The following is a 16224-nucleotide window of genomic DNA, read 5'->3' as shown; positions in this document are numbered from 1 at the left end:
TGAAAGAAAGACCCGGCGCAAGGCCGGGTCTTTTGCTTTTGTGCATTCAGGCCTACGGCACCCGCGCGATCACCTTGATCTCGAAATCGAAGCCCGCCAGCCAGTTGACGCCGACGGCGGTCCAGGTGGGGTAAGGCGCTTCGCCGAGAAAGGTCTCGCGGATCGCCATGAAGGTCTCGAACTGGTTTTGCGGATCGGTGTGAAAGCTGGTGACGTCGATGACGTCCTCGAACGTGGCGCCGGCAGCTTTCAGCACGGCATTGAGATTTTCGAAGGCGAGTTTCACCTGGCGCTCATAATCCGGCTCCGGCGAACCGTCGGCGCGGCTGCCGACCTGGCCGGAGACGAACAGCAGGTCTCCTGAACGCACGGCCGCGGAATAGCGGTGCGCGGTGTAGAGGGCGTGGCGGTCAGCCGGAAAGATTGCTTCGCGTTTGGTCATGTCTAACTCCTGATGACAAAGCGGACCCCGCGGGCAGACACGCGCCTGCCCGGCCTTGCACCGTGATCTGTGGTGAGGTCCGCACTTAACAAGTGGCAGCGATTTTGATATACGCTCCGTATGCGTATATGTTTGCATACGTCTCGTATGTCAATATGCATACGGGGCGTATGTTCGATTTCAGGAGAGTGCCGTGGTTGGAAAACGCCGCGCGGAAATGATGGAAGAGACCCGGGCCAAGCTTATCCAGGCGGGCCGGAAGGCTTTTGCGACAAAGGGTTATGCCGCATCCTCGATGGATGATTTCACCGCCGAGGCCGGACTGACGCGCGGCGCGCTCTATCATAATTTCGGCGATAAAAAGGGTCTGCTGCAGGCGGTGATCGACCAGATCGATGCGGAAATGCTGGTGCGGATGTGCGCCGCGCAGAAACAGGCACCGACCCGCTGGGAGGGCTTCCTGGCCGAGGGGATCGCCTATATCGAGATGGCGCTCGAGCCGGAGATCCAGCGCATCATGCTGCTCGACGGTCCCGCCGTTCTCGGCGATCCCTCGCAATGGCCGAGCCAGAACGCCTGCCTGACGACGACGGCGGCGACGATCCAGGCGCTGATCGATGAAGGCACGGTCAAGCCGGTGGATGCCGAAGCTGCCGCCCGCCTCTATAACGGCGCGGCGCTGAATGCGGCGCTGTGGATCGCCGCGGAAAAGGATTCCGCCGAGGTCTTCGCTAAGGCCGTCGAAGCGTTCAAGCAGCTCGCCAGCGGCCTCCTGAAGACGCCTGCCTGATCAGGCGGCCGCGCGCTGCCATTCCATATTGGCGCCCTGGATCAGGGCGTGCACATAGTCGAGCTTGGCGATGACGGGCGGCGAGAGCACGAAAGGATAGGAATCCGGCTGGCCCATGCTGCGCTGGATGGCATTGATGGCGACGCTGAGCGGGATCCAGGCGCTGGCGAGCTGTTCGGCATCCTTGGCTCTGTAAGGCTGAAAATCGACTTCCGCCGCCATTTCCTCGTGACCGCGCGGATCGATGGCGATGCCGAAGGCGCGCGCCGTCTCCAGCGTATCGACGATATGCAGGTAGTGCGCGAAGCACTCAGCGAAATCCTCCCAGGGATGAGAGGCGGCATAGGCGCTGATGAAGCTCTCCTGCCAGCCGAGCGGCGCGCCATTGGCATAGTGGTTTTGCAGGGCGACGGCATAATCCTGGCGCTCGTCGCCGAAGACGGCGCGGAAGGCATCGAAGCCATTGCGGTCACGCACCAGCTTGTTCCAGATGAAATGCCCGGTCTCGTGGCGGAAGTGGCCGAGCAGCGTGCGGTAGGGCTCGTCCATGGCGCTGCGCGCCAGCTCGCGCGTCACGTCGTCGGCTTCGGCGGCGCGGATGGCGATCAGCCCCTCCTCGTGGCCGGTCATGGCGGGTACGACATTGCCGTCGTTCTGCACCACGTCCTCCAGGAAGTCGAAAACCAGCCCGCCCTGCGGATCCTCCTCGCGGTCGGGATGCGGCAGATGCCAGCGCAGCAGCGAATAGAAAAGATGGCGCTGCGCCTGGCTGATGCGGCGCCAGCGGTCGATGCCGTCCTGCGTATTTGTGTTGGGCACCAGCCGGTTATGCCGGCAGGCGATGCAGAAGGGATTGGGATCATCGGCCGAGGTCAGCCAGTTGCAGATATCGAGAGCGGCATTGGCGCAGAAGCGCACCGCCCTCTGCGGCCTCGCGACCAACTGCCAGGCCACGTCATCGCGCGGCTCCAGCGCGTGCATCGCCAGATCCTCGGGCAGGAAGCCCAGGCGGTGATTGCAGCGCACGCATTGGCGATTGTCGAAATGGACGACCTGATCACAGTTGTCGCAGGCGAAAAGTCTCATGAAAGCACCCCGGCACGAACGGACGAAAAATGCCTGCCGCGCCGCTGCGCAACAGGCATGTGTCATGGAAATGGAAGGATGCTTACATCCGGTCGACGGCGTCCTTCAGCTTGTCCTTGGCCTTGCCTGCCGCGACCTGGGCCTTGCCCTTGCCTTCCTGGACTGCGCCCTTGGCCTGCATGCTGCGGTCGCCGGTCACCTTGCCGGCAGCCTGCTTGGCCTTGCCTGCAATCTCGTTGGTCTTGCCGGAAATCTTGTCGCTGGTGCTACCCATATCAGATGCCTCCTATCGCGCCGGGGGCGAGCTTGCCCTGGCTTGCGGAAGGACTAACGTCAGCTATCTGAATTCGTTCCGAAGAAAGTCAGGCGTGGCCGGCTTCGGCAGAGAGCATCGCCGCCGTGACGCCCATGCCCGCCAAAGCCCGCTCGTATTTGTCATCGAGGCTGCGATCGAAGATCAGCGCTTCGTTGGCCGCGCAGGTCAGCCAGCCATTGTTGCCGACTTCGGTTTCCAGCTGGCCGGCACCCCAGGAGGAATAGCCGAGCAGCATGGTGGCGCGCTTGGGACCGCCGCCCTTGGAGATGGCGCGGACGATATCGAGCGTCGCCGTCAGGCAGATATCGTCGCTGACGGGGATGCTGGAATCGCTCAGATAATCATCGGAATGCAGCACGAAGCCGCGGCCGCTCTCGACCGGGCCGCCGGTCTGGATCGGGAAGTCGCGGGCGTGATCGGGAAGAACGATGGAATCGCTGTCCTTGATCATTTCGAGATGCAGGAGGACGTCGGTAAAGGTCAGGCTCTGCGGGCGATTGATGACGAAGCCCATGGCTCCGGCATCGGAATGCGCGCAGATATAGACCACCGTGCGCGCAAAATTTCTGTCTTCCATGCCGGGCATGGCAATCAGGAACTGCCCGTCGAAAAAGCCGCGTTCCCGTCTGTTCTTCAGCGTCGATAAGGACATAATTCCTCCTGCTGCCAGACCGCGTGAAAAGGCCCCGACACAGGAAACATGGGGCAATGTCACAAATCAATCAACCGAAAATGAAGAATTAGAATCACTCCTCATATGGCAGCCTGTAGCACTTTTCGATAAACCTTTGTTCCATGAAGATTATTTCTTTTACGCGCCGGATCATCCGCGGCCTCGGTCTTTCTGCCGCAGCCCTTCTCAGCCTGGCTGCCGCCGCGCAGGCGGAAATAAGCGACTGGGTCGATAACGAGGGCGGCCGGATGCGGCTGATCGCGCTGCCGCCGGAGCGCGACGGAACGATCCATGGCGGCCTGCAGATCGAGCCGAAACCCGGCTGGATCACCTATTGGCGCGAGCCCGGCAGCAGCGGTATTCCGCCGCAGATCGCCGTGGCGCCCGAAAGCGGCGTGGCGCTGAAGGAGATCCGCTATCCGGTGCCGAAGCATATCAACGACGGCAAGGTCGACGACATCGGCTACGACGCCCCCGTCGTCCTGCCGCTGACCTTCAAGGCGGACGGCGACGGGACGCCCGGCGCGATCAAGGCGACGGCCTTCATCGGCATCTGCAAGGAGCTCTGCGTGCCCTTCCAGGCGGCCTTCGAGCTGCCGCTTTCGGACGCAAAGCAGTCGCGCCCGGAGGAAGAGGCGTTGCTGGAACAGGCGGAGAAAGCCCTTCCCGAAGTGGCCTCATCCGGCTTCCAGGTGGTGTCGCACAAGATGTCCGCCGACATGAAGGAGCTGTGGCTGGAGATCGCCCTTCCCGGCGGCGGCGACACGGCGCCGCAGGTGATCGTCACCGGGCCGAACGGCTATGTCTTCACCAAGCAGCTGATGAGCAAGCGCGACGGCAAGACCTTCTCGACTTCGGTCGCGATCGGCAAACTACCGCGCAACTATGCGCTCAAGGGCAAGACCTGGCATGCGCTCGTCATCGACGGCGGCCGCGCCATGGAGACACCGCTTGCCTTTGAGTGACCGGCTCCTATAGTCCCCACCGACCCCGCGGCATCTGCCGCTTCATCATCTCAACGAGGAGAGTTTCATGAGCATCGCAATCGGCGACAAGCTTCCGGCCGCCACCTTCAAGGAAAAGACCGCCGACGGCCCGGTCGAGATCTCGACCGAGCAGCTGTTCAAGGGCAAGCGCGTCGTGCTCTTCGCCGTTCCCGGCGCCTTCACGCCCACCTGCACGCTGAACCACCTGCCGGGCTATCTCGAAAACCGCGACACCATTCTCGGCAAGGGCGTCGATGACATCGCCGTCGTCGCCGTCAACGACTGGCACGTGATGAGCGCCTGGGCACAGCAGTCCGGCGGCGCCGGCAAGATCCACTTCCTGGCCGACTGGGACGCCGGCTTCACCAAGGCGCTCGGCCTCGAAGCCGACCTCTCCGCCGGCGGCCTCGGCGTCCGCTCCAAGCGCTACTCGATGCTCGTCGAAGACGGCGTCGTGAAGTCGCTCAACGTCGAGGAAAGCCCGGGCCAGGCAACGGTTTCGGGTGCAGCTGCGATGATCGAGCAGCTTTGAGGATTGGGGCGGCGGACTGGGGTTCGCCGCTTTTGTTTTGGGAGGGTGTGTTTCGAAGACTGCGGCCGGGGCGCGCCTGAGCGGCGGGCGAAACCATACACCGCGCCCGGAGCCCCTCACCCTGCCCTCTCCCCGCTGGGGAGTGGGATGTTGGCGCGAGAGGCAGCCGCGGTGCTCCCTTCTCCCCCGCGGGGAGAAGGTGCCCGAAGGGCGGATGAGGGGGCCGCGAGTACAGGTCTTCCCCATCTCTGTGCTCTTCACAGAGCCGGCCCAACTCCTTGCGCCGAAAAGACTTCTCCCGCCGCGCAGACGCGCGGCGACTGAATTCCTGTGACAAGCACAGGAGTGAGGGAGGAGAGGACCGAGTATCCTAGCTAGCGTTAAGTTTTTAGGCCAGCTATCCGCGCTGCCAACGCAGCACCCAGCTCGTCGTCGCTGACGTCGCCACCGGTCGCGATGGAAGCATCAATGATATCGCGCAGCTTTTTCAGCCGCGCCTCCCGCTGCGCGACGAGGCTCAATCCTGTGGTGACGACCTCTTCAGGTGAGCGATAGCGCCCCCGCGCTACCAATTTCTCGACAAAATCCTCCCACTGCTTTTCGATCGAAACCTTTATGGCGACACTCCCTTGCCCACAGGTTACCGGAAAGTCGTAGGCACCGCATCCACCCCGCTTGCACCCGCCCCGTTTTTGCCGTAAACGTTACAACATAACAGTAATGTTATTACATTTTAGAAAGCCTGCAATGCCTCGCCCCCTCCCCCATCTACTCCGGCAATCCGCCTTTGCGCGCGCCGGTTTCGTGTTGTTGCTGATCGCCTCTCTCTGGCTGGCGATCTATTGGGCGGCGGTGTTGCCGTGAGTGTTCCCCTGATCGAGCTTGAGAATGTCACCGTTACCTATGACCGGCATCCCGCCGTGCATCATGTGTCCGGCAGCATCCGCGAGGGTAGCCTGACGGCGATTGCGGGGCCGAATGGGGCGGGGAAGTCGACGCTTTTGAAGGCGCTGGTGGGGGAGCTGAGACCGGCGGCCGGGATGATCCGGCATCGGCTGGCGCGGCTTGATTTCGGCTATCTGCCGCAGGCGGCCGATATAAACCGGCGTTTTCCGATCTCCGTTCTCGATACCGTGATGCTCGGCGCATGGCGGCAGGCGGGTGCCTTCGGGCGCGTTTCGGAGGCCGAGCGGCTGAAGGCGCTGGAGGCGCTTTCGGCGGTCGGGCTCGATGGTTTCGACAACAGGCATATCGGCTCGCTCTCGGCCGGGCAGTTCCAGCGCGTGCTGTTCGCGCGGCTGCTGCTGCAGGATGCCCGGGTGATCCTGCTCGACGAGCCCTTTACCGCAATCGATGCGCGCACCACGCGCGACCTTCTCGATATCGTCGCCCGCTGGCATGGCGACGGGCGCACGGTGATTGCCGTGCTGCACGATTTCGAACAGGTGCGGGCGCATTTTCCCGAGACGATGCTGATCGCCCGCGAGCTGATCGGCTGGGGGCCGACAGCCGAAGTGATGTCGGCGGCGAACCTGATGACGGCGCGGGCGATGGCCGAGCGCTGGGACGAGGAAGCCGCCATCTGCGAGCCTGCCGCATGACCGCCTACGACATCTTTCTCGCACCCTTCGCCGATTATGGCTTCATGCGCCGGGCGCTCGTCGCCTGCCTCTGCCTCGGGCTCGGATCCGGTCCGATCGGCGTCTTCCTGATGCTGCGGCGGATGAGCCTGATGGGCGATGCGATGAGCCATGCGGTGCTGCCGGGGGCCGCGATCGGCTATCTCGTCGCGGGCTCGCTGTCGCTGACGGCGATGGGGATCGGCGGGCTGGTGGCCGGGCTGTCGGTGGCGCTGCTTTCGGGCGTCGTCAGCCGCATGACCGTGCTGCAGGAGGATGCGAGCTTTGCGAGCTTCTATCTGGCGTCGCTGGCGCTCGGCGTCCTCATCGTTTCGCTGCGCGGCTCGAATATCGACCTGCTGCATGTGCTGTTCGGCACGATCCTGGCGATCGATACGCCGGCACTTCTTCAGATCGGCACGATCACCTCGCTGACGCTGCTGGCGCTTGCCGTGATCTACCGGCCGCTGGTCACCGAGTGCTTCGATCCCGGCTATCTGCGCGCGGTCGGCGGGCGCGGGCCGGTCTATCATTTCCTGTTCCTGCTGCTCGTGGTGCTGAACCTCGTCGCCAGCTTCCAGGCGCTCGGCACTCTGATGGCCGTCGGGCTGATGATGCTGCCGGCCGCAATCGCCCAGCTCTGGTCGCGCAGCCTGCCGCAGATGATGGTGATCTCGGTCCTCAGCGCCACGGCGTCCGGCTATCTCGGCCTGATCGCCTCCTACCATCTCGAGCTCGCCTCCGGACCGACGATCATCATGACGGCGGCGAGCCTCTACGCGCTTTCGATCCTCTTTGCGCCATCGGGCATCGCCCGGCGCCTCTTCCCCCGCCCCCATCTCAAGGGCTGAATCCAAGGAGACTGACCATGCTATCGCGTACCCTGCTTCTATCCGCCGCCCTGCCGGCGCTGCTTGCCGCCTCGGCGATCCCGGCTTCTGCCGAGACGCTCAAGGTCGTCGCCTCCTTCACCGTGCTTGCCGATGTCGTCAAGCAGGTCGGCGGCGATCATGTCAGCGTCACCAGCCTCGTCGGCCCGAACGGCGACCCCCATGAATTCGAGCCCTCGCCTGCCGATGCCAAGCACCTGAAGGCGGCGCAGGTGACCTTCGTCAGCGGCGAAGGCCTGGAAGGCTGGATGGACCGGCTGATCACCGCTTCCGGCTACAAGGGCACGCCGGTCACGGCTTCCGAAGGCATCAACACGCGGACGATGGAAGAGGACGGCAAGACCGTGACCGATCCGCATGTCTGGAACAGCCCGGTCAACGTCAAGGTCTGGGTGGTGAATATCGAGAAGGCGCTCTCGGCTGCCGATCCGGCCGATGCCGCCGCCTTCAAGACCAATGCCGATCGCTACACGAAGACGCTCGACGAACTCGATGCCTATGCGCATTCGAAATTCGACAAAGTCGCCGACGATCGCCGCAAGGTGCTGACCAGCCACGACGCCTTCGGCTATTTCGGCCGCGAATATCAGGTGAGCTTCCTGGCTCCGCTCGGCGTTTCCACCGAGAGCGAAGCCTCGGCTGCCGACGTCGCCAAGCTGATCGAGCAGATCAAGGCCGAGAACGTGAAGACCTACTTCTTCGAAAACTCGAACGACCCGCGCCTCGTCAAGCAGGTGGCGAAGGCAACAGGCGCAAAGCCCGGCGGCGAGCTCTATGTGGAATCGCTCTCGGACGCCAAGGGACCGGCCCCGACCTATGAGAAGATGTTCCGCTACAATGTCGACCAGATCGCCGCGGCGATGGCAAAGTCGAGCTGAGTACGGACGGCCGCGGAGCGATCCGCGGCCTTTTCCTCAGACGTTGAGGTCGAAGACCAGGAGGCCGCCAAGGCCGCCATCGACGGATTCGACGATCTTCTCGCCGACCGCGACATGTTCAGGATGGATGAGGTAGGCGTCACGCGCTTCCGGGCTCTCGAAGGTGACCACGAAGCCTTCGACGAAGCCGCCATGCAGGCCTTCCGGCGAGACGTTCGGGCCATGCTTGATGTCGATGATCCCCGGAATGACCTGCTGCAGCGCAACGACCGAGCCGAACAGTGCCTGCTTCTCTTCGCCGGTCATGGCGGCCTTCAGCCGCAGAAATACGCAATGCAGGATCATATGGTGCCTCCCAGTTTCTGCGCGGCAGCATAGTGGGAATGACACCGAGGGCAAGCCCGCCAGAAATGGCGGGTCCGGTTTAAATCCCGCATCGCGGGCAAGGTGCCGCACGCTTTCCATCCCCGGATACATTTATTAGCGATAGCTTGTGGATGCGTTTGCGCAGGCGCAAAATGCCGCGCCGATGGGACGGGGGCTCCCATCGTAGGGAGGACCATCATGGATGATATGAACCTCACGACCCTGCAGAAGGGCCATAAAGTCATGCGCGCCGATGCGATCGAGGCCCTTGCGGCGGGATTGCGCGGGCGGCTGATCACCAAGGCGGATAGCGACTACGACGAAGCCCGGACGATCTGGAACGCGATGATCGACCGCAAGCCGGGAATGATCGTGCGCTGCGCCGGCGCCAGCGATATCATCAAGGCGGTCCGCTTCGCCCATGACAATCACCTGCTGCTCGCGATCCGCGGCGGCGGCCACAACATTGCCGGCAATGCCGTCTGCGATGGCGGCGTGATGATCGATCTCTCGGCGATGCGATCCGTCTGGGTCGATCCGGCGACGCGGCGCATGCGGGTGGAGCCGGGTGCAACGCTTGCCGATGTCGATGCGGAAACGCAAGCTTTCGGCATGGTTCTGCCGACCGGCATCAACTCGACGACGGGCATTGCCGGCCTGACGCTCGGCGGCGGCTTCGGCTGGACGACGCGCAAATACGGGCTGACGCTCGACAACCTGATCTCGATGGATGTCGTCACCGCTGACGGCAGGCTGAGGCGGGTCAGCGAAAAGGAGGATCCTGATCTCTTCTGGGCGCTGCGCGGCGGAGGCGGCAATTTCGGCGTCGTGACCTCCTTCGAATTCCGCCTGCACGATCTGCCCGGCAATGTGCTCGCGGGCCTCGTCGTTCATCCCTTTGCCGATGCCGAGATGGTGCTGAAGCAGTATCGCGCCGCACTCGAGAAGGCGCCGGACGAGCTGACCTGCTGGGCGGTGATGCGCCAGGCGCCGCCCCTGCCCTTCCTGCCCGCCGAATGGCACGGCAAGGAAGTCCTGGTGCTCGCCATGTGCTATTGCGGTGATCTCGCCGCTGGACAGGCAGCAACGGCGGAGCTTCGCGGGATCGGCAAGCCGATCGCCGATGTCGTGGGGCCGGTGCCCTTCGCCGCCTGGCAGCAGGCCTTCGACCCGCTGCTCACGCCCGGCGCCCGGAACTACTGGAAGAGCCAGGATTTCGCGGCGCTCTCCGATCAGGCGATTGCCGTGCTGCTCGATGCGGTGCGCAAGCTACCGGGGCCGGAATGCGAAATCTTCGTCGGCCATGTCGGAGGTGCCGCCGGCCGGATCGCCGGCGAGGCGACGGCCTTCCCGCAGCGCAGCTCGCATTTCGTCATGAACGTCCATGGGCGCTGGCGCGATAAAGCCATGGATCAGAAAGGGATCGCCTGGGCGCGAGGGCTGTTCGAAGCCACCAAGCCGCATGCGATCGGCACGGCCTATATCAACTTCATGCCCGAGGACGAGGCAGACCGGGTGGAGAAGGCCTATGGCAAGAACTACCGGCGGCTGGCCGAGATCAAGCGGCACTACGACCCGGAAAACCTGTTCCGCATGAACCAGAACGTCAAGCCACTGCCGGAGATGCGGGCGGCAAGCTGACGGCGCGCTGGCTCAGGCGGCTTGCCATGAACAGGCCGGCGGATGCGCTCCGCCGGCCGGCTAACGGGCTTGCGGGAACGGCCAGTCGATGACGCCGCCCGCATAGAGCGCCCACCAGACAAAAACCGGTTGAAAGGCCAGCCGCGGCACATGATAGAGCCAGGCATAGGTACTGGCGTCGACCGCCGACAATCCGTCGATCGCATGCTTGATATTGGCGGGATAGACGCAGACCGCATAGGCGGCGAGCCCAATCCCTGCGGCGGCGCGAAAGGGCGACGAAAGCAGCCCGGCCGCGGCTGCCACCTCGCATGCGCCGGTGATGAAGACAACAGCAGTCGGAAACGGCACCAAAGCCGGCATGATCCTGAGAAACGGACCCGGTAGCAGCATGTGAAGAATGCCGACGGTCAGGTAGATCGCCGACAACACAAGCCGCCACCAAAATCTCGATTCCAGGGATGGTTCAAACCACATCCCAATGTGCACGGCCATTCAATCCTCGCATCGCGCTTCACAGACGTTGATACGAAGGTGATCGGTTTGTGGATGTGTCCGATTGGAACGACGCTGGTGCAAACGCTCAAATCCGGCGCAGGATTTTCTTGCGCAATCTCCATTCAATTAAACCCGCTTAAAGGAAAAAGCCTTACAAATGCGGGGATTGGCGCGTCTGGGTTCACTAGCACTGCATGAATACAACCTGGCAAATACTGATCGGCAATCTTGCCATCGTTGCACTTGTGATCTCGATCTGGGCTCACATCTATTTCCGATTCCGGCTGATGACCGACCTGCAGACGAAGCTTGCCTTCGGCGCGGTGATGGGCGCCGGGACGATGGCTTCGATGATGATGTCGGTGCCGCTCAGCAATGGCGTCTTCATCGACCTGCGCTATTCGCTGGTCGCCATCTCCGCGCTGTTCGGCGGCGCGCCTTCCGCCATCCTGACGATCCCGCTGGCCGTCGCCTTCCGCCTGCAGATGGGTGGCGCCGGCGCGCTTGACGGAATGATCAGCATTGCCTGCGTCGGAGCGGTGTCGCTGACGCTGCGGGTGCTGCAGAAGCGCCGCAAGGCGAGGCTTGCCGATACGTTCATTCTCGGCGCGCTGGTTTCCGTCACGCTGTTGGCGACGATGCTGGTCCTGCCGGCGCAGATCAGCGCCATGGCGCTGCAGCTGGTCGGCGTGCCTGCTGTCGTGCTGAATTTCGGCGCGATCGTCGTTGCCGGTGCGCTGCTCCTGCAGTTCGAGCATATGGCACTGGACCGCGATCTCTTGACCGCAGCGCTGACGCAGACGCCGGATTTCCAATATGTGAAGAACCGCGACAGCGTCTTCGTCGTCGTCAACCGCAATGTCGCCGAGCATCATCATTTCACTTCTCCGGAAGCGATGGTGGGCGCCACGGATTTCCACATCGCCACCCAGCGCCGCGCCGAAGTCCTGTTTGCCGAAGAGCAGGCGCTGATGCGCAGCGGCGAGGCGCTGATCAACAAGATCGAGCCGCTGCAGCAGGGCGACACGGAGCACTGGTTCCGCACCTCGAAAGTGCCGCTGCGCGACCGTGACGGTATCGTCATCGGCCTTGCGGGCGTCACCCGCGACATTACGGAGGAGCGCAGCATCGAGCGCGAGCTGCGCGCGAACCGCAACATGCTGTCGCACGCGATGTCCGGCATGTCCGATGGCTTTGCGATGTACGATCCGAAGGGCGACCTCGTTTACGCCAACCCGCAATATGCGCATCTCTTTCCGCTTTCCGGCGTGGTGCGCGTTGCCGGCTTCAACATTCGCGACATCCTGCGCAAGGCGGTCGAAACGCAGGAGCGCCGCAGCTTTCCGGCCGAGATCGACGAAGAGTGGATCGAGACCGCAGCACGCGACCTGCACCGCGACAAGGACGAGGAAATCGACCTCTATGACGGCCGCTGGCTGAGCCTGCGCACCCGCATGACCGCCGATGGTATGGCGCTGGTCGTCGTCTCCGACGTGACCGCGATGAAGCAGGCCGAGCACTCGCTGCGCGCCGTCGCCGACCGGATGAAGAGCCTTGCCGATACCGACGGCCTGACCGGCATCGTCAACCGCCGCGCCTTCGACGAAGCCCTGGCGCTGGCGCTCGCCCGCAGTGTGCGCGAGCGCACGCCGCTCAGCCTGCTGATGATCGATGTCGACCGCTTCAAGGCCTATAACGACACCTACGGGCACCTGGCCGGCGACGAATGCCTGAAGGCTGTTACCGACTGCCTGCGCAAGGCGGCCCGGCGCGATACCGATATCGTCGCCCGCTTCGGTGGCGAGGAATTCGTCGTGCTGATGCCGGAAGCCGACGAGGCGGATGCCTGCCGTGTCGCCGAACAGTTCCGCGATGCGCTGCATGCACTGAACCTGCCGCATACCGGCAGCGAGTTCGGACGGGTGACGGCGAGTGCCGGCATTGCCGTCAAGCAGAGCCGTGCCCGCGCGACGACGCCTGCCGAGTTCATGCAGCATGCCGACGAGGCGCTTTACGACGCCAAGCGCAATGGACGCGACCGGATCTCGATCTGGGAATCGCCCGCCAATGCGCGGACGGCAAACGGCTAGGCGATATCCAAGAGCAGAGCGCAGTGATCGGAAACTTCGGGCTCGCTGACGACCTCGAAGCGAGTAACGCTTACGCCCGGCGAGACCAGCATGTAATCGGCAAAGCGCCCGTCCTTCGGATAAAGCGAGGTGCGCGTTCCCGCAAAGCCGCCTGATGTGACGAGCTCGGTGAGGCCGAGCTGGCCCAGGATTTCGAAGGTGGCGCTATCGGGCAGCACGTTGAAATCGCCGCAGACGACGAGCGGTTCATCCTGCTTGCGGATACGCCCGATCAACGCGACCAGCGCCTCGGCTTGCGCCAGTCTGGCCGGTGTATCGCCCTTGCCGGCCATGTAGCGCAGGCCATGCAGCTGGGCAACGACGAGCGGGCGGCCTGAGGCGTAGTCGAAGAGGCGCAAAACCTGCGCGTTGCGCGGGCGCGGATGGGCGCCGTAACCATCGGGCGAGAAGGCGCCGTGGACGAAATCCATCGCCTGGCCGGAGATGGCGAGCGAGCGGTGGACGAAGGTGGCGAGGCCGAACTCGGAGGGGACGGCTGTCTCGCCATCCAGGAGTTCACCGCGCGAGGCAGGGGCGAAGATGCCGTCATGTTCCGGCAGAACGGCCTTCACCTCGTCGAAGAGATTGGCGCGCTGCGGCAGTATGTGGCTGCCGTCGCGATATTCCAGCCAGCCGCTCGTGACGCCGACGGAGCGGGTGACTTCCTGCAGGCAGAGAATATCGGCCCTGGCGCCGGCGAGGTAATCGACCAGCGGCTGATGGATCTTGCCGCCCCAGGCGTTCAGAGAAATGATCCGCAGTGCCGCCTCCCCAGCTTTGCCTGCCTACTTCTTTTTGTAGGGTGCCATGCCCATGCGCGCCAGTTCGTCGGCACGCTCGTTTTCCGGGTGGCCGGCATGGCCCTTGACCCAGTGCCACTTGACCTTGTGGCGCTGATTGGCTGCGTCGAGCGCCTGCCAGAGCTCGCCATTCTTCACCGGCTTCTTGTCGGCGGTCTTCCAGCCGTTCTTCTTCCAGCCGAAGATCCACTTGGAGATGCCGTCCATGACATATTTGCTGTCGGTGTGGAGATCGACTTCGCAGGGGCTGTTCAGCGCCGAGAGAGCCGAGATTGCCGCGAGCAGCTCCATGCGGTTGTTAGTGGTCTCGGCTTCGCCGCCCGACAGCTCCTTCTCCACCTCGCCGTAGCGCAGGATGGCGCCCCAGCCGCCTGGGCCGGGATTGCCCGAGCAGGCGCCGTCGGTGAAAATCTCGACATGTTTCATGCGGAAAGTCCGTATTCGGCGGCAGACTGGATCTGCCGGTGGAAGCGCAGCTTGCGCAGATATTCGAGCGGGTCCTTCTTGGTGACCATGGCGCCCTCAGGCGTCGTCAGCCAGTCGTAGAGGCGGGTCAGGAAGAAGCGCAGCGCCGAGCCGCGTGCCAGGATCGGAAGAGCCGTGCGTTCGGCTTCGCTCAGCGGGCGCACACTCTGGTAGGCGTCGAGGAAGGCCGTGCCCTTGGTGATGTTATAGGCGCCGTCCTTTTCGAAGCACCAGGCGTTCAGGCAGATCGAGACGTCGTAGGCGAGCAGGTCGTTGCAGGCGAAATAGAAGTCGATCAGGCCGGAGAGCGTATCTCCGAGGAAGAAGACGTTGTCAGGGAAGAGATCGGCATGAATGACGCCTGAAGGCAGATCCTTCGGCCAGTGGGCCGAGAGGAAATCCATCTCGGCGCGAACCTCGTCCGACATGCCCTTCTCGACCTCGTCGGCGCGGGCTTCGGACTTCTCCCACAGCGTCTTCCAGCCATCAATCGAAAGCGCATTGGGACGCTTCAGCTCGAAGCCTTCGCCGGCGATATGCATCTGCGCCAGCGCCTTGCCGACTTCGCGGCAGTGCTTCGCCTCGGGCTTGCGCAGCCACATGCCTTCGAGGAAGGAGATCAGCGCCGCCGGACGATCGGAGAGGCGGCCGAGAAGTGCGCCATCCCTGCGCGGCAGCGGCAGTGGGCAGGACAGGCCGCGGGCGGCCAGGTGATGCATCAGCCCGAGAAAGAACGGCAGATCGGATTTCTCGACGCGCTTTTCATAGAGCGTCAGGATCAGCGGGTCCTTCGAGGTGTGCAGCAGGAAATTCGAGTTCTCGACGCCCTCCGCAATGCCCTTGTAGGAGAGCAGCTCGCCGGTCTCATATTCCGTCAGGAACCACTTCAGATCGTCTTCGGAGATATCGGTGTAAACGGCCAAGGTGCGGTCTCACGGTCGGTTCATAGAGTGGAAGCCTTCAGGGCGCTACCCCTCTGCCCTGCCTGACATCTCCCCCACAAGGGGGGAAATCGGCCTGCGGTGGAGCTTTCCCCAAACAAATCATCTTGGAGCGAGCGGCAGAACAGAGGCAAGTGCCCCCGCAACGCCGCTCTAGCCGTTCACGAAAGCCATATCCGCCGCGGTCAGCTCGATATTGCGGAGCTCGCGGTTGACGAGGAAGTGTTCGTTTTCCTGCACCGTCTCGGCAAGCTCGACCTGGGCAGCGAAACGGGCGCGAAAGGCTTCGATGATCTCGTTGACGATGACCTCGGGGGCCGACGCGCCGGCGGAGAGGCCGAGCGTCGAGATCTGGCCGATCTCGTCCCAGTTCAGTTCGGAGGCGCGCTGCACCAGGATCGACTTCGTCGCCCCTGCCCTCAGCGCCACTTCGACGAGGCGCTTGGAATTGGACGAGTTCGGTGCACCGACGATGATGAAGAGATCGCAGCCGGGTGCGGCCTGCTTGACGACTTCCTGGCGGTTGGTCGTGGCATAGCAGATGCTGTCTGCGGCCGGCGCCGTCAGGTTCGGGAAGCGCTGCTGAAGGCGGGCGATGACACCGGCGGTATCGTCGACCGAGAGCGTCGTCTGCGTCACGTAGCCGAGATTGTCAGGGTCGACCGGCTGATAGGCATCGGCGTCCTCGACGGTCTCGATCAGCGACACCGAGCCTTCCGGCAGCTGGCCCATCGTGCCGATGACTTCCGGGTGGCCGGCATGGCCGATCAGCACGACATGGCGGCCAAGGCGGTTGTGGCGCATCGCCTGCTTGTGGACCTTGGAGACCAGCGGGCATGTGGCGTCGAGATAGAAGAGGTTGCGGGAATTGGCATCCTCGGGAACCGACTTCGGCACGCCATGCGCCGAGAAGACGACCGGCTGGGCGCGGTGTTCTTCCGGGATCTCGTTGAGCTCCTCGACGAAGACGGCACCCTTGGCTTCCAGGCCCTCGACGACATAGCGGTTATGGACGATCTCGTGGCGGACATAGACCGGGGCGCCGTAGGATTTCAGCGCCAGAACGACGATCTGAATGGCGCGGTCGACGCCGGCACAGAAGCCGCGCGGCCCGCAAAGCCTGATCGTCAGAGGAGGTTTCGCTGCGATATTCATGTTCAAGTCCGATGTCC

19 protein-coding genes are annotated in these 16224 nt (G+C 63.5%); 8 read left to right on the top strand and 11 right to left on the bottom strand.

Annotated features, from left to right (window positions below; all coding sequences use genetic code 11):
• Positions 1 to 52 precede the first annotated feature (52 nt).
• The gene (locus ACQZ5H_RS00325; RefSeq protein ID WP_449096385.1) at positions 53 to 442 is read right to left on the bottom strand and encodes a RidA family protein; all 390 of its coding nucleotides are present in this window, start codon (positions 440 to 442) and stop codon (positions 53 to 55) included.
• Between the two features lie 217 nt (positions 443 to 659).
• Between ACQZ5H_RS00325 and ACQZ5H_RS00320 the strand changes: the two genes are divergently transcribed.
• Complete coding sequence (locus ACQZ5H_RS00320; protein WP_112712831.1) at positions 660 to 1232, top strand: TetR/AcrR family transcriptional regulator; 573 nt, start codon at positions 660 to 662, stop codon at positions 1230 to 1232.
• Here ACQZ5H_RS00320 and ACQZ5H_RS00315 read toward each other — a convergent pair whose 3' ends face one another.
• From ACQZ5H_RS00315 to ACQZ5H_RS00305, 3 genes are all read right to left on the bottom strand, one after another.
• Positions 1233 to 2318: a zinc-binding metallopeptidase family protein gene (locus ACQZ5H_RS00315; RefSeq protein WP_449096384.1), complete on the bottom strand. Its 1086-nt coding sequence runs from the start codon at positions 2316 to 2318 to the stop codon at positions 1233 to 1235.
• 82 nt (positions 2319 to 2400) lie between these two features.
• The gene (locus ACQZ5H_RS00310) at positions 2401 to 2592 is read right to left on the bottom strand and encodes a CsbD family protein (protein ID WP_112712835.1); all 192 of its coding nucleotides are present in this window, start codon (positions 2590 to 2592) and stop codon (positions 2401 to 2403) included.
• Positions 2593 to 2680: 88 nt separating this feature from the next.
• Positions 2681 to 3286 carry a YqgE/AlgH family protein gene (locus ACQZ5H_RS00305; RefSeq protein ID WP_112712837.1) on the bottom strand — a complete coding sequence of 202 codons (606 nt, stop codon included), beginning with the start codon at positions 3284 to 3286 and terminating at the stop codon, positions 2681 to 2683.
• A 143-nt stretch (positions 3287 to 3429) separates the two neighbouring features.
• On the opposite strand from ACQZ5H_RS00305, the gene ACQZ5H_RS00300 reads away from it, so the two are divergent.
• Positions 3430 to 4272, top strand: coding sequence for a protein-disulfide reductase DsbD domain-containing protein (locus tag ACQZ5H_RS00300; protein WP_449096383.1), 843 nt, complete (start codon positions 3430 to 3432; stop codon positions 4270 to 4272).
• Positions 4273 to 4339: 67 nt separating this feature from the next.
• Positions 4340 to 4825 carry a peroxiredoxin gene (locus tag ACQZ5H_RS00295; protein WP_112712841.1) on the top strand — a complete coding sequence of 162 codons (486 nt, stop codon included), beginning with the start codon at positions 4340 to 4342 and terminating at the stop codon, positions 4823 to 4825.
• Positions 4826 to 5205: 380 nt separating this feature from the next.
• Here the strand turns inward: ACQZ5H_RS00295 and ACQZ5H_RS00290 are convergent, their stop codons facing one another.
• Positions 5206 to 5430, bottom strand: a complete 225-nt coding sequence (locus ACQZ5H_RS00290) for a ribbon-helix-helix domain-containing protein (protein WP_449097000.1) — start codon at positions 5428 to 5430, stop codon at positions 5206 to 5208.
• A 255-nt stretch (positions 5431 to 5685) separates the two neighbouring features.
• Between ACQZ5H_RS00290 and ACQZ5H_RS00285 the strand changes: the two genes are divergently transcribed.
• From ACQZ5H_RS00285 to ACQZ5H_RS00275, 3 genes are read left to right on the top strand one after another with little or no spacing between them, the layout of a single operon-like run.
• The gene (locus ACQZ5H_RS00285; RefSeq protein ID WP_112714328.1) at positions 5686 to 6426 is read left to right on the top strand and encodes an ABC transporter ATP-binding protein; all 741 of its coding nucleotides are present in this window, start codon (positions 5686 to 5688) and stop codon (positions 6424 to 6426) included.
• Positions 6423 to 7295 carry a metal ABC transporter permease gene (locus ACQZ5H_RS00280; protein WP_112712847.1) on the top strand — a complete coding sequence of 291 codons (873 nt, stop codon included), beginning with the start codon at positions 6423 to 6425 and terminating at the stop codon, positions 7293 to 7295. Before ACQZ5H_RS00285 ends, ACQZ5H_RS00280 begins: the two co-directional genes overlap by 4 nt.
• Positions 7296 to 7312: 17 nt before the next feature.
• Positions 7313 to 8212, top strand: coding sequence for a metal ABC transporter solute-binding protein, Zn/Mn family (locus ACQZ5H_RS00275; protein ID WP_199626345.1), 900 nt, complete (start codon positions 7313 to 7315; stop codon positions 8210 to 8212).
• Between the two features lie 36 nt (positions 8213 to 8248).
• Here ACQZ5H_RS00275 and ACQZ5H_RS00270 read toward each other — a convergent pair whose 3' ends face one another.
• Entirely contained in the window at positions 8249 to 8557 is a 309-nt protein-coding gene (locus tag ACQZ5H_RS00270; protein ID WP_203429457.1) for a Dabb family protein, read from the bottom strand.
• Between the two features lie 219 nt (positions 8558 to 8776).
• On the opposite strand from ACQZ5H_RS00270, the gene ACQZ5H_RS00265 reads away from it, so the two are divergent.
• Entirely contained in the window at positions 8777 to 10219 is a 1443-nt protein-coding gene (locus tag ACQZ5H_RS00265) for an FAD-binding oxidoreductase (RefSeq protein ID WP_449096382.1), read from the top strand.
• A 60-nt stretch (positions 10220 to 10279) separates the two neighbouring features.
• Here ACQZ5H_RS00265 and ACQZ5H_RS00260 read toward each other — a convergent pair whose 3' ends face one another.
• Positions 10280 to 10651, bottom strand: coding sequence for a DoxX family protein (locus ACQZ5H_RS00260; RefSeq protein ID WP_449096999.1), 372 nt, complete (start codon positions 10649 to 10651; stop codon positions 10280 to 10282).
• A 260-nt stretch (positions 10652 to 10911) separates the two neighbouring features.
• On the opposite strand from ACQZ5H_RS00260, the gene ACQZ5H_RS00255 reads away from it, so the two are divergent.
• A complete protein-coding gene (locus tag ACQZ5H_RS00255; protein ID WP_449096381.1) occupies positions 10912 to 12807 on the top strand; it encodes a diguanylate cyclase in 1896 nt (631 codons plus the stop codon).
• On the opposite strand, the gene ACQZ5H_RS00250 is transcribed toward ACQZ5H_RS00255, so the two are convergent.
• The 4 genes from ACQZ5H_RS00250 to ispH all read right to left on the bottom strand — a co-directional run bounded on the left by ACQZ5H_RS00250 (position 12804) and on the right by ispH (position 16207).
• The gene (locus ACQZ5H_RS00250; protein WP_449096998.1) at positions 12804 to 13607 is read right to left on the bottom strand and encodes an endonuclease/exonuclease/phosphatase family protein; all 804 of its coding nucleotides are present in this window, start codon (positions 13605 to 13607) and stop codon (positions 12804 to 12806) included. The genes ACQZ5H_RS00255 and ACQZ5H_RS00250 overlap by 4 nt on opposite strands.
• 24 nt (positions 13608 to 13631) lie before the next feature.
• On the bottom strand, positions 13632 to 14072 hold the full coding sequence (rnhA, locus tag ACQZ5H_RS00245) for a ribonuclease HI (protein ID WP_449096380.1): 441 nt from the start codon (positions 14070 to 14072) through the stop codon (positions 13632 to 13634).
• Positions 14069 to 15034 (bottom strand): homoserine kinase, encoded by a 966-nt coding sequence (locus ACQZ5H_RS00240; RefSeq protein WP_449096379.1) that lies wholly within the window; start codon positions 15032 to 15034, stop codon positions 14069 to 14071. Before ACQZ5H_RS00240 ends, rnhA begins: the two co-directional genes overlap by 4 nt.
• A 171-nt stretch (positions 15035 to 15205) precedes the next feature.
• Entirely contained in the window at positions 15206 to 16207 is a 1002-nt protein-coding gene (ispH, locus tag ACQZ5H_RS00235) for a 4-hydroxy-3-methylbut-2-enyl diphosphate reductase (RefSeq protein WP_449096378.1), read from the bottom strand.
• Between the last annotated feature and the right edge of the window lie 17 nt (positions 16208 to 16224).

The organism is Rhizobium sp. 21-4511-3d, from assembly GCF_053522545.1.
Note: the sequence above shows the minus strand (reverse complement) of the source record. Positions and strands in the feature narration are given on the sequence as shown.